Source organism: Paenibacillus sp. J22R56, from assembly GCF_056269375.1.
The window spans coordinates 126,773-142,054 of record NZ_JBWDNV010000009.1 but is presented as its reverse complement, the minus strand read 5'-3'; the positions used below and the strand labels follow the sequence as shown (position 1 = coordinate 142,054).

The 15,282-nt window shown below is 46.0% G+C and carries 14 protein-coding genes; all 14 read left to right on the top strand.

The window, feature by feature from the left end:
- Window positions 1-4 precede the first annotated feature (4 nt).
- The 14 genes from dapG (at window position 5) to AC0YNT_RS21715 (ending at window position 15,092) form a co-directional block, all read left to right on the top strand.
- Window positions 5-1,207, top strand: coding sequence for an aspartate kinase (gene dapG, locus AC0YNT_RS21780; RefSeq protein WP_167280701.1), 1,203 nt, complete (start codon window positions 5-7; stop codon window positions 1,205-1,207).
- 100 nt (window positions 1,208-1,307) lie between these two features.
- Entirely contained in the window at window positions 1,308-2,180 is an 873-nt protein-coding gene (gene dapA, locus AC0YNT_RS21775) for a 4-hydroxy-tetrahydrodipicolinate synthase (protein ID WP_475806516.1), read from the top strand.
- Window positions 2,181-2,384: 204 nt separating this feature from the next.
- Window positions 2,385-4,064: a ribonuclease J gene (locus tag AC0YNT_RS21770; RefSeq protein WP_475806515.1), complete on the top strand. Its 1,680-nt coding sequence runs from the start codon at window positions 2,385-2,387 to the stop codon at window positions 4,062-4,064.
- 144 nt (window positions 4,065-4,208) lie between these two features.
- A complete protein-coding gene (locus AC0YNT_RS21765) occupies window positions 4,209-4,943 on the top strand; it encodes a ClpP family protease (protein ID WP_475806693.1) in 735 nt (244 codons plus the stop codon).
- Window positions 4,943-5,170, top strand: a complete 228-nt coding sequence (locus AC0YNT_RS21760; protein ID WP_167280697.1) for a YlzJ-like family protein — start codon at window positions 4,943-4,945, stop codon at window positions 5,168-5,170. The genes AC0YNT_RS21765 and AC0YNT_RS21760 overlap by 1 nt, the downstream gene beginning before the upstream one ends.
- Before the next feature lie 68 nt (window positions 5,171-5,238).
- A complete protein-coding gene (locus AC0YNT_RS21755; RefSeq protein WP_475806514.1) occupies window positions 5,239-7,962 on the top strand; it encodes an FtsK/SpoIIIE family DNA translocase in 2,724 nt (907 codons plus the stop codon).
- A gap of 109 nt (window positions 7,963-8,071) precedes the next feature.
- Complete coding sequence (sleB, locus tag AC0YNT_RS21750) at window positions 8,072-8,875, top strand: spore cortex-lytic enzyme (protein ID WP_475806513.1); 804 nt, start codon at window positions 8,072-8,074, stop codon at window positions 8,873-8,875.
- A 131-nt stretch (window positions 8,876-9,006) separates the two neighbouring features.
- Window positions 9,007-10,281, top strand: a complete 1,275-nt coding sequence (gene yfmF / locus AC0YNT_RS21745) for an EF-P 5-aminopentanol modification-associated protein YfmF (protein WP_475806512.1) — start codon at window positions 9,007-9,009, stop codon at window positions 10,279-10,281.
- A gap of 5 nt (window positions 10,282-10,286) precedes the next feature.
- Window positions 10,287-11,585: an EF-P 5-aminopentanol modification-associated protein YfmH gene (gene yfmH / locus AC0YNT_RS21740; RefSeq protein ID WP_475806511.1), complete on the top strand. Its 1,299-nt coding sequence runs from the start codon at window positions 10,287-10,289 to the stop codon at window positions 11,583-11,585.
- Window positions 11,582-12,328 carry an elongation factor P 5-aminopentanone reductase gene (gene ymfI / locus AC0YNT_RS21735; protein WP_475806510.1) on the top strand — a complete coding sequence of 249 codons (747 nt, stop codon included), beginning with the start codon at window positions 11,582-11,584 and terminating at the stop codon, window positions 12,326-12,328. The genes yfmH and ymfI overlap by 4 nt, the downstream gene beginning before the upstream one ends.
- A 102-nt stretch (window positions 12,329-12,430) precedes the next feature.
- Window positions 12,431-12,682, top strand: a complete 252-nt coding sequence (locus AC0YNT_RS21730; RefSeq protein ID WP_167280691.1) for a DUF3243 domain-containing protein — start codon at window positions 12,431-12,433, stop codon at window positions 12,680-12,682.
- A gap of 149 nt (window positions 12,683-12,831) precedes the next feature.
- Window positions 12,832-13,605 carry a DUF3388 domain-containing protein gene (locus AC0YNT_RS21725; protein WP_167280690.1) on the top strand — a complete coding sequence of 258 codons (774 nt, stop codon included), beginning with the start codon at window positions 12,832-12,834 and terminating at the stop codon, window positions 13,603-13,605.
- Between the two features lie 18 nt (window positions 13,606-13,623).
- Complete coding sequence (locus AC0YNT_RS21720; RefSeq protein ID WP_475806509.1) at window positions 13,624-14,577, top strand: RodZ domain-containing protein; 954 nt, start codon at window positions 13,624-13,626, stop codon at window positions 14,575-14,577.
- A 23-nt stretch (window positions 14,578-14,600) separates the two neighbouring features.
- Complete coding sequence (locus tag AC0YNT_RS21715; RefSeq protein WP_167280688.1) at window positions 14,601-15,092, top strand: YajQ family cyclic di-GMP-binding protein; 492 nt, start codon at window positions 14,601-14,603, stop codon at window positions 15,090-15,092.
- The last annotated feature ends 190 nt before the right edge of the window (window positions 15,093-15,282 follow it).

The following is a 15,282-nucleotide window of genomic DNA, read 5'->3' as shown; positions in this document are numbered from 1 at the left end:
CGTAATGCGCATCCTGGTACAAAAATTCGGGGGCACTTCACTTTCGACCGATCATGCTAGAAGCTTTTGTCTTCAACATATTGCAAGAGAGCTCGCAAATGGCTACAGCGTTGTGGTCGTTGTATCGGCTATGGGACGCACAGGTGATCCGTATGCTACGGATACTTTGCTGCAACTCATTCGTAACAACGGCGATAAGCTGCCGCCGCGAGAGCGGGATATGCTGCTCGGCTGCGGGGAAATTATTTCAGCCGCAGCTTTGTGCAGTTTACTTTGCTCTGAAGGAATACCATCCGTCGTGTTAAACGGCGGCCAAGCAGGAATTGTTACAGATGATCAATATGGCCATGCTCGTATTAAAGAGCTTCGTCCTGAGAAAGTTTTGCACCAATTAAGGGATGGCAAGGTCGTTATTGTGACAGGTTTTCAAGGCAGTACAGAGAATGGCGATATGACTACTCTTGGACGAGGCGGAAGTGATACATCGGCTACCGCATTAGGTGCCGCCCTTCGTGCAGAGATGGTTGATATTTATACCGATGTTAATGGTATACTGACCGCAGACCCGCGTATTGTAGAAAATGCAAAGCCACTGCAGATTGTCAGCTACGCTGAAATATGCAATATGGCAAGGCAAGGGGCTAAAGTTATTCATCCTCGTGCAGTTGAGATCGCACAGCAAGCCCGGATACCGGTTCGTGTGAGATCAACGTTTTCGATGGATGAAGGTACACTTGTCTCCGATGCGGTTCTGACTCCTGTGTCGGATCGTCAGGCGACAGGAATTGCACATGTATCTGGCGTTACCCAAATATCGGTGAAAGCCATTGAGGGCAGAAACGATGTTCAGCTACAGGTATTCCAGACGATGGCTAGGCATCATATTAGTGTCGATTTCATTAATGTAACGCCAAGTGGTGCTGTATATACCGTATTTGATCATGATGCCGAACGAGCTGTTTCCGTCCTTCAAGATTGCGGATATGATCCGCTAGCTATCCGAGGCTGTGCGAAAGTCTCCGTTATCGGCGGAGGGATGAACGGTGTACCGGGTGTCATGGCTCGCATCGTTGAAGCACTGACAGAGGAAGGGATTACGATCATGCAGTCCGCAGACTCCAATACAACGATATGGGTGTTGGTGAGAGCAGAGGATATGGTCACAGCGGTAAGAGCTCTTCATACGAAGTTCGAGCTTCATATATAGTTTAAGTTAATGCTTACGATGCAGAGTTAGCTCTGCAAACTCTTTAGCTTACGCTTACGAAGTCAAGTTTACTTCGTAAACTTTTCAGGAGGTCATAACAATGGAATTTGGTAGATTAATTACTGCAATGGTCACGCCTTTTGATGAGAATGGTCAAATTGACTGGGACACGACCAGCCGTTTGATCGATTATTTGATTGAAGAACAGCAAAGCGATTCGCTTGTTGTATCCGGTACGACTGGAGAATCTCCAACCTTGGAAGAAGATGAGAAAGCGGAGTTGTTCCGTTTTGTCGTTGAGCATGCAGCAGGCCGCTGCAAAGTTATTGCTGGCACTGGCAGCAACAATACTGCTCATTCGATTCATCTGACAAAGGTAGCAGAAGATGCGGGAGTAGATGGGGTGCTTCTTGTTGCACCATACTACAATAAGCCAAACCAAGAAGGTTTGTATCAGCATTTCAAAGCAATCGCTGAATCTACCAAATTACCTGTGATGCTGTATAACGTTCCTGGACGTACAGGCATTAATATTTCGGTTGAAACCACTCTTCGTCTGGCAGAGCTGGACAATGTGGTAGCGACGAAGGACTGCGCTTCTTTCGAGCAGCTGACACAGATTATTTCGGCTGCACCTGAGAGCTTCAGAGTATACAGCGGCGATGACAGTGCAACACTTACTACACTTGCAATTGGTGGTTACGGTATTGTTAGTGTAGCCAGCCATATTATTGGTGCTAAGATGAAAAAGTTGATCGAATCGTATTTGAGCGGCGATGTAAAGCAAGCAGCCAGCCTGCATGCTGAATGCTATCCGGTCTTCAAAGGACTCTTCGAATGTCCTCACCCGGTACCGAATCCTGTTGCGGTTAAATATGCGCTTGGCTTACGTGGTATGCCGGTCGGCGGTGTAAGACTTCCTCTCGTAACGGTAACTGAGGCTGAGGCAGCTTTTATTAGCAAACTGGTCTAATTTCATCATTTCAACCCAAATAACTCAAGCAGGCGGAGATCAACTCCGACCTGCTTATTTGGATTTGTACAAGCATCAGGTATTTCCTTGTATTCCATCTTTTTCTTCATGTATAATGAATGCAAGTGAAACGGACGGAAAATGATTCAATTTCATCAATTGGCTGGAACGGAGAATGGTTGTACATTCGAAGGAGGTAAGCACTTGTCGAAAAAAAATCAGGATAAATTACTTGTATTTGCCCTTGGCGGAGTAGGCGAAATTGGGAAAAATATGTATGTCATTCAATACGAGAACGATATTGTTGTCGTAGACGCAGGTCTTAAATTCCCGGAAGAAGATATGCTCGGGATCGATATTGTCATTCCGGATATTTCCTATTTGTTAGAAAATCGCGAGAAGGTTAGAGGTATTCTTATCACACATGGTCATGAAGACCATATTGGCGGCTTGTCGTATTTACTCAGACAGTTAAATGTTCCTGTGTATGGAACAAAACTGACACTAGGATTAATCGAAGGAAAGCTGAAGGAAGCGGGCTTACTTGGCGAGACCAAGCGTATTCTGATCCAAGCAGATTCTGAAGTTCAATTAGGCTCGATCCAGGCAAGCTTCTTCAAGACTAATCATAGTATTCCGGATTCGGTCGGGGTTGCGCTGGATACACCTGAAGGTACCATTGTTCATACAGGTGACTTTAAATTTGATTATACTCCAGTCAATGATCAGTATGCCGATCTGCAGAGGATGGCAGAGATTGGTCAACGTGGCGTTCTAGCGTTATTGTCGGATAGTACAAATGCAGAACGTCCAGGCTACACTCCTTCGGAGAAAAATGTAGGGGAAGAACTGGAAGATATTTTTCATAAATCTATACAACGTGTTGTTGTGGCCACATTCGCATCGAATGTTCATCGCATTCAGCAGGTGATTAATGCTGCAATTGCGACTAATCGTCATATAGCAGTCATTGGGCGCAGTATGGTGAACGTGGTGGGAATAGCTTCTGATCTTGGCTATCTGCGAATTCCAGATGGCATGCTCATAGAGCCAGAGGAAGTAAACAAGCTTGCAGCGGACCGAGTTGTTATCTTGTGTACGGGCAGTCAAGGAGAGCCTATGTCGGCTCTGACACGTATGGCGCGCTCAACGCATCGCAAAGTGGACATTTTACCAGGAGATACGGTCATTATTGCTGCAACTCCGATTCCGGGGAATGAACGTTATGTTGGAAGAACCGTCGATGAGTTGTTCCGGCTTGGAGCTAATGTCATTTATGGTCCTGGTTCTGTATCTGGTGTTCACGTATCGGGTCATGGAAGCCAAGAGGAATTAAAGCTGATGCTTAATTTAATAAAGCCGAAATATTTTATACCTATTCATGGTGAACACCGCATGCTCAAGCAGCACGCTCAGCTTGGTGAAGATGTGGGCATTCCACGGAATCAAATATTCGTTATTGAGAATGGTGAAACGGTTGAATTCCAAGGCGGAATTGGCCGTAAAGGAGCAAAAGTACAAGCAGGCAACGTGCTGATTGATGGCCTTGGTGTTGGGGATGTTGGCAATATCGTGCTGCGTGATCGTAAGCTTTTATCACAAGATGGTATTCTTGTGGTTGTCGTAACCTTAAGTAAGCAGGATGGTGGGTCAATCGTATCTGGACCGGATATTATCTCCCGTGGATTTGTATATGTTCGGGAATCCGAAGGACTATTGGAAGAGGCCAACAAGATCGTCACCTTAACATTAAATAAACTGATGCATGATAAAGTGAATGAATGGGCTTCACTCAAAACACAGGTCAAGGAAGCACTTGGCCGATTCTTATATGAGCAAACCAGACGCCGTCCCATGATCCTTCCGATCATTATGGAAGTCTAATCCTAAATTTTAGAGATCGTCTAAGGGGAGAAGTATCCCTGCAAGGCGATCTTTTTTTGTGTGCGCTGGAAGCGGTATAAATTCGTCGTTCCACCTCATACTATGACGAGCTATATCTTGATGGGGGGATTTAATATGAACTATATGAACGAAGAAGCGCAGCCGCAGCAAGAGCCTGTATCCGATGAAAAGAAGAAGCAAAATTCAATCGTAGAGACGATTCAGCAATTAGGACAAACCACAACACCTGCATCCGAATCAAATATATTTTGCATGACTATTATCGGTCAGGTGGAAGGACATATCGTATTACCGCCGCAAAATAAAACAACAAAGTATGAGCATCTCATTCCACAGCTTGTTGCCGCAGAGCAGAATTCAAAGATTGAAGGGATCCTTATTGTTCTTAACACAGTAGGCGGCGATGTGGAAGCGGGACTTGCAATAGCAGAAATGATCTCCTCATTATCTAAACCAACCGTTACCCTTGTTCTAGGAGGCGGTCATTCCATTGGGGTTCCAATTGCAGTGGCAGGCAACATGTCCTTTATTGCTGCTACAGCTACAATGACGATCCATCCTATCCGCCTGAATGGTCTTGTGATTGGTGTACCTCAAACTTTTGAGTATCTCGATAAAATGCAGGAGCGAATTTTACGATTCGTTACGATGCATTCCAATGTGACAGAAGAAACCTTTAAAGAGCTGATGTTTAAGACAGGTGAATTGACAAGAGATATCGGTACGACAGTTATTGGTTCTGATGCGGTTAAACATGGACTGATTGATGCTGTTGGCGGCTTGGGAGATGCCCTGAGAGAACTTAACCGTCGGATCTCAGAACAGAAATCTGCTCCTCAAACGGGGGTATATAACTAATGACGATCTATACGATTATGCCGCTTGAAGCCGTGCTGGACGGATTAAATACGGAGCCGGAGGCTTCCCATGAGGTATGGGTTAACGGCGTATATATGCAAGTGCAGCCAATTGCGCCAGGTATGGGTAAAATCGTCCGCCTGCTCCAATGCTCCTTGGATGATTACCTAAGGCCAGAGCTTACACCAGGCAATGTCGTCATGTTCGGACATCCTCCGACGTCATAAAATACGTACAAAGGTTCTTATCTCCGTTAGTAACATATGGTATAATGTTACCCAGAGGTGACGAATCATTGGCTAAGAAACGACGGAAAAAGAAATCGATAGCGACTCACTTAAAATATGAAGTTTATGGGATTTTATTAATTACAGTGTCGGTTATCGCAATGTCGGGGGAAGCAACGGTTGGCCGCTCTTTGTCCAAGCTGTTTGGCTTATTCCTCGGCAAGTTTTATTTTGTATTGGCGCTAGTTGGCATATATGTAGGATTAGTTGTTATGGTCAAAAGGGCTTGGCCGCGTGGTTGGACAAATCGGCGGACAGGCCTGCTTGTGTTTGTGCTCGCATTGACCTTATCCAGCTCCATCGCAGAAATTGACCGTAAGCTGCTGCCAGTAACAGAGCTGAGTGGAAGGGAGATTCTGCATCAGCTGAGTTTGGATGTGAAGGATGAACTTCTGTCTTTTGACAGCACAGATACCCGGCCAATTAGCCAACGGGCAATTAGCGGGGGATATGTAGGCGCAATGGAATATTCGATGCTGTACTCGTTATTTGGCTACTTCGGTTCGAAGCTTATCGCAGGTGTCATGTATGCCATCGCGCTTATGCTGCTAACAGGCAAATCTTATGTGGAATTAGCACGAATCGGGAGAGACCGGAGTATACGGGTGTATAAGCTGCTGTCTGCCAAATGGTCAAAAGGTGCATCACTTCGAAGTTCATCCAACAAGACATCGAAGCCGGTTAAGCCACCGGTATTTGTTCATTCCGATGCCATTGATGACGATGAGGATGACGATTATGCGGCATCCATGCCGCCAAGAAGGAAGAAGTCGTTATTTTTCTCCTGGAGGAATCAAGAACAGCCTAGTCAGCAAGAGCCACAGACTTCACAGGATGACTGGACCATGAATGACGAGCATTATAGCGGTGGTCATGATAATGCTGTCAAGCCTCATTGGGCGAATGCTGAGGCGTGGGAAGAAGAATGGGATCGTAATGGGGAACAAGTGAATGCTGCAATAAAACAAGAACAAGAAGATGATACCCCGCCTTGGGAGCAGCAGCCAGAACAGCAGCGTTCTGTTCCGGTATATCCTGTTTATAATGAATTTGAGGAAGATGATGTGCCAGAGGTTATAACAAGGATTGTACCTCGTGCAGATACATACGATGAAGATGAGCAAGAGGAGTTTACACCGATTCCTGCTGTGCCAGTGCAATATACGGATGACCTGGATAACGAGGAGCTTGATCCTGGCTTAGGTGAGGAACTTGATGGTGATGACTTGAAAGAAGAGGCGGCAGGTGAGAATAAACCTAAACCAGCAGCCCCAACACCTAATCCGGTATCGGATATCCCGGCCAAGAAGCCGTATTTACTACCGCCATTCTCTTTACTGTCTAAGCCAAGCATGATGGGAAGAGGCGGTGATGGTACGGATGCTATCGATTCAAAGCGGAAGCTTGAGGCAACGCTAGAAAGCTTTGGCGTACGAGCGAAGGTGCTTGATGTGGTTAGAGGGCCAGCGGTTACACGCTACGAGGTTCAACCTGCAACAGGTGTGAAGGTAAGCCGTATTGTCAGCTTAACGGATGATATTGCCTTAGCGCTGGCAGCGAAGGATATTCGGATGGAAGCGCCGATTCCAGGTAAATCTGCTATCGGGATTGAAGTGCCGAACATGGAAGTGTCCGTCGTTACGATGCGTGAAGTCATGGAGACAACAACGTTCCACAATGCACCTTCCAAGCTGTCGATCGCTTTTGGCCGTGATATTTCGGGTCAGCCGATTATCGGCAACCTGGCAAGAATGCCCCATTTGCTTGTAGCAGGAGCAACAGGTTCAGGTAAATCCGTCTGTATCAACGGGATCATTACAAGTATTTTGTACAAAGCCGCTCCGGATGAAGTGAAGTTCCTAATGGTCGATCCGAAGATGGTTGAGTTAAATGTCTATAACGGTATTCCGCATTTGCTGGCACCGGTTGTGACCGATCCACGGCGTGCTGCACTTGCTCTGAAAAAGATTGTAGTTGAGATGGAGAAGCGTTACGAATTATTCTCCAAGTCCGCTACGCGTAATATTGAGGGTTATAATGCCTTAATGGCCGAAAATCCAAAAGCTTTACTTCCATATATTGTGGTGATTGTTGACGAGCTTGCCGATCTTATGATGGTAGCTTCTAACGACGTTGAGGATTCGATTGCAAGGCTTGCCCAAATGGCTCGTGCCGCGGGTATCCATCTCATTATCGCTACACAGCGCCCTTCGGTTGACGTTATTACAGGTGTAATCAAAGCGAATATTCCTTCACGGATAGCCTTCGGGGTATCCTCACAGGTCGATTCGCGTACCATTCTTGATATGGTCGGTGCAGAAAAGCTACTGGGTCGAGGGGATATGCTTTACTTGCCGGTTGGCATGTCCAAGCCGATTCGTGTCCAAGGTGCCTTCTTGTCTGATCAAGAAGTGGAGGCGCTTGTCGAGTATGCAAGAGGACAAGCTGAAGCGGAATACAAAGAAGATTTGGTGCCCGAAGTGGAGGAAGAATCGACAGACCCTAGTGAAATAGTGGATGAGCTTTATGATCAGGCCGTACAAATCGTTGTTGAAGCGAAGCAAGCTTCTGTTTCCCTTCTGCAACGCCGTATGCGTGTCGGTTATACAAGGGCAGCAAGGCTTGTTGATCAGATGGAAGCACGCGGCATAGTTGGCCCTTATGAAGGCAGTAAGCCGAGGGAAGTATTGATGTCAATCGAGCAATATCAAGCGAGCCGCATCCCATCCTAGAGGGATTGCATCCAATAGTTGATGAATAGAAGCAGGAATCCCTTCTCATACTAGAGTTAGGTAACGCAGCTAATCGCGGACTAACTTGCAAGAGAAAGGCAGATTCCTAATGAAAAATCGATTAATTGTCGTGACCACCATCCTTGTAACCATATTGTTCGGAATGTATTCCCTTCAGAGGTACACGCAAGATGGTGCAGAAGCAACGTTCAGTAACGCTACAATTACGGTAGGTTCCTCCGGTCAGGATGTATATGAGCTGCAGGGAAGGCTCAAATATTTGGGCTATTATAATGGTGCGATTGACGGCAGTTTTGGTACAAAAACGAAAAATGCCGTTACATGGTTCCAATGGAAATTCGGAATGAAATCCGATGGTGTAGTTGGGGCAAAGACCAAGCTGAAGCTGTGGGAAGCAACAAAGAGCTGGAAACCAACAGCTGCAGATTCAGGCAGCAGCTCTTCCGGATCGGGCAGCAGTAACAGCGGCTCTGATTCTGGCTCCTCGAACTCGGGCAGCTCTGGAAGTACACCTTCGAAATCGAATAACCTTGGATTTTCTGAAAGCGATTTGAAAATCATGGCGAATGCCGTGTATGGTGAATCACGCGGGGAACCTTATGAAGGTCAAGTTGCTGTTGCTGCGGTTATCTTGAACCGCGTGAAGTCACCAAGCTTCCCGAATACAGTATCGGGCGTAATATTCCAGCCACTCGCATTTACTGCGGTTGCTGATGGACAAATTTGGCTGACTCCTAATGAATCGGCTCGTAAAGCTGTACAGGATGCCATAAATGGCTGGGATCCGACTGGCGGATGCACGTACTATTTCAACCCAGAAACAGCTACATCCAAGTGGATTTGGTCTAGACCACAAGTGAAAACGATTGGCAAGCATATCTTCTGTATGTAATGACGAGAAGCAGCCTTTCTGCCCTAGGCAGGCAGGTTGCTTCTTCCATTTCGTATCGGTTAGAATGGTATAGGAAGCAAGAAAATGGAATACATTACTATATTCCATTTCACTCGGAAGGAGCAAACGTAGTGACATTATTCGAAAGAGGGCAAATAGGCCGAATTAGGTTACATGTGCTGCCAACAAAACGTTTCAAGACGTTTGCAATATCGTTATTCGCAGGACTGCCTTTATCTGAAAACGCTGTAACGAAGACCGCGCTTGCCCCATTTGTATTACGCCGCGGAACGGTGTCTACACCAGAGACAAAAGCTTTCCGTGAGAGGCTTGATGATTTATATGGCGCCGGTTTCGGCTTTGATGTATATAAGAGAGGCGATTCGCAGATCGTTCAATTCCGTATGGACGTTATTAACGATCATTTTGTATCGTCTGATGTACCGCTGCTCAGTTCTTCCTTGCGTTTTCTTGGAGAGGTCGTTACAGAACCAGTAACAGAGAATGGGGCTTTCCGCCGCAAGTATGTTGATGCAGAGAAGCAAACATTGACCAAGCGGCTGGAATCTATCGTTAATGATAAAATCCGTTATGCGGCAGAACGCTGCATGGAGGAAATGTGTGCAGATGAGCCTTACCGACTGCATCCGCTGGGTAAACTTGATGAGATTGCATCGATCACACCTGAATCTCTATACAGTCAATATAAACAGTGGCTAAGTGAAGCTGCATTCGATCTATATGTAGTTGGCGATACCTCTTTGGAAGAAGTGAAGGCGTTAGCGCAGGAAGCTTTCCGAATCGAAGAAGGGACGCCAGCAAGCTACTCTACACCTTCTATTTCACATGAAGTACGAAACGTGAAGACGATCGTGGAGCGAATGGATGTCAATCAAGGCAAGCTGAATCTGGGGCTTCGGACTAATGTTGGTTACGGAGACAAAGACTATGCCGCTTCCTTAATGTATAACGGCATATTAGGCGGCTATCCTCATTCGAAGCTGTTCCTAAATGTCCGGGAAAAAGAAAGCTTGGCCTATTACGCAGCATCAAGGCTTGACGGACATAAGGGCTTGCTGACCATTCAGTCTGGTATTGAAATCGAGAATTATGAGAAGGCAGTAACGATTATTAAGCAGCAGCTTGAATCTATGCGTCAAGGCCAGCTTACTGATCTTGAGCTGAACCAGACGAAAGCCATGATTGCGAATCATCTTAGAGAGTTGCAGGATTCGGCTTATGAGATGATCGCTTATGATTTCAATGCGGTGTTATCCGGTAAGGAAAGAACCGCTCAGCAGCTGCTTGATCAGATAGAAGCCGTAACGGCAGACGATATCGTTCGAGTTGCGCATTTGGCGCAGCTGGATACGATTTACTTTTTACGTGACCAGAAGGAGGCGTAACAGCAATGGAGACGCTCGATTACAAAGGCGTTCAAGAAACGCTATACCGCGAAGTGCTGGATAACGGCCTCGAAGTGATCGTACTGCCGAAGGAAGGCTTTCAGAAGACGTATGCTACTTTCGCAACGAAATACGGCTCAGTAGATAATCAGTTCGCAGTAGGTACGGAGGACATTATTCGTGTGCCAGACGGTATTGCCCATTTCCTAGAGCACAAGATGTTCGAAGAGCCTACAGGCGATATTTTCGCTACTTTTGCTTCACAAGGTGCATCCGCAAATGCATTTACCAGCTTTGACCGAACCGTTTATTTATTCTCCGCAACCGAACAAATTCCGGCTAACCTGGAGACCTTGATTGATTTTGTGCAAAATCCTTACTTCACGGATACTAATGTTGATAAGGAAAAAGGCATTATCGCTCAAGAAATCAATATGTACAAAGACAATGCGGATTGGCGCGTATACTTTGGCCTCATCGATGCCATGTATCATAACCATCCGATTCATATCGATATTGCAGGTACGGTGGAGTCGATCTATCAGATCGACAAGGAAACGCTGTATCGCTGCTACGAAACGTTTTATCACCCGTCTAACATGCTGCTCTTTGTCGTAGGCGGGGTAAAGGCGGATGAAGTATTTGAGCTTGTTCGTAATAACCAGGAAGGCAAGACGTTTAGGCCGCAAGGGGAAATCAAGCGTTTCTTCGAAGAGGAACCGGTGAGTGTGAAGATTCCGCGGAAGGTAACGAAACTTCCTGTATCGCTCCCGAAAGTGATGTTCGGCTTTAAAGAAAAGCAAACAGGACACACCGGTGAAGCGCTGCTTCGCCATGAAGTGACGACCAAACTTATGCTTGATGCTTTGTTTGGTGCGAGCACAGCCTTGTATCAAGATTTGTATGAGCAAAATTTAATCTCTGATTCCTTTGGAACAGAATTTAATGTAAGTACGGATTATGCCTTTTCCGTCATCGGCGGCGATACGCCAAATCCAGATGAATTACTGAACCAGATTCGAACAGCTGTAGAAGAAGCGCTCCGTACAGGAATTGAGCCGGCAACCTTCGAACGTTCGAAGAAGAAAAAAATCGGCGGATATTTACGAATGCTGAACTCCCCTGAAGCAATTGCTGGTGAATTTACACGTTATCGGTTCCGTGACAGCGATATGTTTGATTTGCTGTCTCTGTATGAGAACTGTACACTGGAGCAAGTCAATGAACGGCTCCGCGAGCATTTTGACTTTAATCAACTGGCGGTTTCGATCGTGGAGAAACCAGACGACCAACCGGTTTCATGAAGACAATTAAAGAAATGACGGTGTTAATTACCGGGGGAAGCCGGGGCATCGGCGCTGCCATCGCGCAGCGCTTTGCCGCGGAGGGACTTAACATCGTCATTCATTACCGTGAATCACATGAAGCGGCTAATGAAACAGCACGTACCTGCATGAGATTTGGGGCAAACGTGATGACTATATCCGCGGACCTGCGTTCCCGTGAGCAGCTTCTTCGCATGAAAGAGAAGCTTGAAGCCCATAATATGCTTCCTGATATTCTCGTTAATAATGGTGGTATCTCCCATTATGGTATGCTGATGGATGTGACGGAGCAGGAATGGGACGATGTGATGGCGGTTAATTTGAAGGGCATGTTTTTATGCAGCCAAATTTTTATGCCGAATATGATAGCGAACAGATTTGGCCGAATTATCAATGTATCGTCAATTTGGGGAATATCCGGCGCATCCTGTGAGGTTCTTTATTCTACAACCAAAGGCGGCATGAATGCCTTTACAAAGGCTCTTGCCAAAGAGCTTGCACCATCCGGTGTTACCGTTAACGCAGTTGCTCCAGGTGCGGTGGATACAAGGATGATGAGCAGCTTCAATGAGGAAGAGAAGGCAGCTTTGGAACAGGAAATTCCGCTCGGTCGTTTTGGACAACCTGATGAAGTGGCTTCCCTTGTTTATTTCTTGTCTTTACCGGAATCCTCTTACATAACAGGTCAAATCATAAGTCCTAACGGAGGCTGGCATACTTAAAATCATGGTATAATCCGTTTCGCCTCTACGCAGAATAACATTTGTTGAGCGTAATTCACTTACCTCTTCTCAAATTGTTCTTATTCCAGGAGGCGAACCTAAATGTCCAACGTCCTTTCTAACTTCGACAATTGGAAAGAGTTTTTGTCGGATCGCGTAGCTCAAGCCAAAACTAACGGGATGTCGGAAGACACCATTAAAAATTTGGCGTATGAAATCGGATCCTTCCTTGATGAAAAGGTCGATCCTAAGAATGAACAGCAACGCGTGCTGAAGCAGCTTTGGGATGCGGGCGATGAGAACGAACGCAAAACCGTAGCTGGTTTGATGGTTAAATTGGTCGAAACAACCTAATTGATGGCATCTTGCAGAAAAGCCTCCCAAATTGGAGGCTTTTCTGCAATGTCTATGTATAGGTTGCAGGAATGTGGCGAAAATTGTAGAATAAATTTTTATAAGCGATTCAATCGATTGGGATTGGTGACAACAAGGGACGGTGTGAGATGGGATCAAAGCAGCAATATTATATGGAGTATAAAATACATAAGAATAGGCCGGGCCTGCTCGGTGATATCGCATCATTGCTTGGGATGCTTGAAGTAAATATTATGACCATTAACGGTGTAGAGGATCGTACACGGGGGATGCTGCTTCAGACTGACGACGAAGAGAAGATCGTGCTGCTTGGCAAAATGCTTCAGAAGGTCGATAATATTACAGTCAACAAGCTTCGTACGCCAACAATTGTTGATATATTGGCTGTTCGTCATGGACGTTATATCGAAAGGGATTCCGATGATCGTAAAACGTTCCGTTTTACAAGGGATGAGCTTGGTCTCTTGGTTGATTTCCTTGGTGAAGTATTCAAACGGGATGGCAATCAGGTGATTGGGCTTCGCGGTATGCCTCGTGTAGGTAAGACGGAATCGATTATTGCGGGCAGTGTTTGCTCCAATAAGCGGTGGACCTTTGTATCGTCAACGCTGCTCAGACAAACCGTAAGAAGTCAACTCTCCGAAGATGAGATGACGGATAACAATATCTTTATCATTGACGGTATTGTCAGCACAATCCGCTCAAATGAGAAGCATTACTCACTGCTGCAGGAGATCATGGCGATGCCGTCTACGAAAGTGATTGAGCATCCGGACATTTTTATTAAGGAATCGCAATATGACTACAGCCATTTTGATATGATTATTGAGCTTCGTAATACACCAGACGAAGAAATTACATATGAATCATTCACAGCAAATTATTCTGATAATGAATTCTAGCAGAGAGGAGTAGACACCATGTCAGATTTAGGAGCGTTACTGCGTCAAGCAAGGGAAGAACGCGGATTAACGCTTGAGGATGTTCAGGAAACGACGAAAATACGCAAACGCTATCTGGAAGCAATCGAAAGCGGCGATCACAGCGTGCTGCCTGGAACCTTCTATTTACGTGCTTTTGTTAAAAACTATTGTGAAGCTGTTGGCCTGGATGCAGATGAAGTGCTGCGTCTCTATCAGCATGAGGTTCCTGCCTCGGTGACCGATCAGATTGTTGAAGCGGTACCAGCCAGACAGCCAAAGCGGGTTCAAACACGCTCATCGGAACGGATTAGCAAGCTCAGCTTCAACGTGATGATGTGGTCGTTCTTGATCTTGATCGTCGTTGTTGTATGGGTTTATTTCGTTAATAACAAATCCAGTGATACAAAAGAAATGGATGATACCAATATTACGGATCAGGCATCACCGCCTGCTGAGACTCAATCGCCGGACACGTCGAATGGCGGTACAAGTACTGGAACTCCAACTTCGACACCTACGCCAACACCAAGTCAAGACCCAACTACGCTAACATTCTCGTCTAAGATCGGTAAGGTGGATCATTATGACGTCGCTCCGGCAGGTGTGCTGCATAAAGTGGAGATCAAAATCTCAGGCGGCCCAAGCTGGACAGAAGTGCGTAAGGGCAGTAAAGATGGTGAAAAGGTTATCGCGGAAACAGCACCTGATGGATCGGCATTTACTTATGATCTTGATCAGCCGCTCTACATTAACGTGGGTCGTGCAGACCTCAGTGCCATCACAGTTGACGGCGTAGCCATTAATGATGGCGACCGTGCCGGCTCGAAGAAAATCCAGCTAAACCCTGCTGAGGGTGCTGAAGGGACAGAGGGAACACAAAGCCAAAGTCCTGATAATACATCAACACCTGGGGATACAGCAGACACAGATAACCAACAAGGAACGGAATAGAACAAAGGGAGAGTTGTTTAAAGATGAGTTCAGAAAGTTCATTTGATATTGTATCGAAGATGGATATGCAAGAATTAAACAATGCCATTACACAAGCGGAACGCGAGATCGAGACGCGTTTTGACTTTAAAGGAAGCAAGAGCAGCATCAAGCTTGAGAAGGAAGAACTTATCATTGTTTCCGATGATGATTTCAAGCTGGAGAGTGTTCTTGATATTCTGAAGTCGAAGATGGCTAAGCGCGGAGTTCCGATTAAAAACCTGGAGTATGGTAAGGTCGAATCGGCTTCTGCGCATACCGTTCGTCAAAAGATTAAGCTCAAGCAAGGTATTGAGCAGGATGATTCCAAAAAAATCAATATTCTTATTCGTGATTCCAAGCTGAAGGTGAAGAGCCAAATTCAGGGCGACCAGATCCGTGTAACCGGAAAAAGCCGTGATGATTTGCAGGCTGTTATGGCTTTGCTTCGCGGTGCGGATTTGAAAATCGAGCTGCAGTTCACGAACTACCGTTAATACGCCTTAATCCGGCCCTTCGCTGACGCTCCACGCGGCGGTTGAAGGGCTTTCGAACGATGATGCTTTCGTGTTTTGACACAGGAAATGGCATGTATTATACTAGTTGATAGCTTTTGGAAACGATCCGGGGGACATACAAATGACAGTACAAGCAATCATGCATCATTGCAGGAACAGGGCTAAACGC

Excerpts from the sequence above, each read along its gene's own strand:
- dapG (WP_167280701.1), top strand. The coding sequence starts at position 5 with ATGCGCATCCTGGTACAAAAATTCGGGGGCACTTCACTTTCGACCGAT.
- dapA (WP_475806516.1), top strand. The coding sequence starts at position 1,308 with ATGGAATTTGGTAGATTAATTACTGCAATGGTCACGCCTTTTGATGAG.
- AC0YNT_RS21765 (WP_475806693.1), top strand. The coding sequence starts at position 4,209 with ATGAACGAAGAAGCGCAGCCGCAGCAAGAGCCTGTATCCGATGAAAAG.
- AC0YNT_RS21760 (WP_167280697.1), top strand. The coding sequence starts at position 4,943 with ATGACGATCTATACGATTATGCCGCTTGAAGCCGTGCTGGACGGATTA.
- sleB (WP_475806513.1), top strand. The coding sequence starts at position 8,072 with ATGAAAAATCGATTAATTGTCGTGACCACCATCCTTGTAACCATATTG.
- yfmH (WP_475806511.1), top strand. The coding sequence starts at position 10,287 with ATGGAGACGCTCGATTACAAAGGCGTTCAAGAAACGCTATACCGCGAA.
- ymfI (WP_475806510.1), top strand. The coding sequence starts at position 11,582 with ATGAAGACAATTAAAGAAATGACGGTGTTAATTACCGGGGGAAGCCGG.
- AC0YNT_RS21730 (WP_167280691.1), top strand. The coding sequence starts at position 12,431 with ATGTCCAACGTCCTTTCTAACTTCGACAATTGGAAAGAGTTTTTGTCG.
- AC0YNT_RS21725 (WP_167280690.1), top strand. The coding sequence starts at position 12,832 with ATGGGATCAAAGCAGCAATATTATATGGAGTATAAAATACATAAGAAT.
- AC0YNT_RS21720 (WP_475806509.1), top strand. The coding sequence starts at position 13,624 with ATGTCAGATTTAGGAGCGTTACTGCGTCAAGCAAGGGAAGAACGCGGA.
- AC0YNT_RS21715 (WP_167280688.1), top strand. The coding sequence starts at position 14,601 with ATGAGTTCAGAAAGTTCATTTGATATTGTATCGAAGATGGATATGCAA.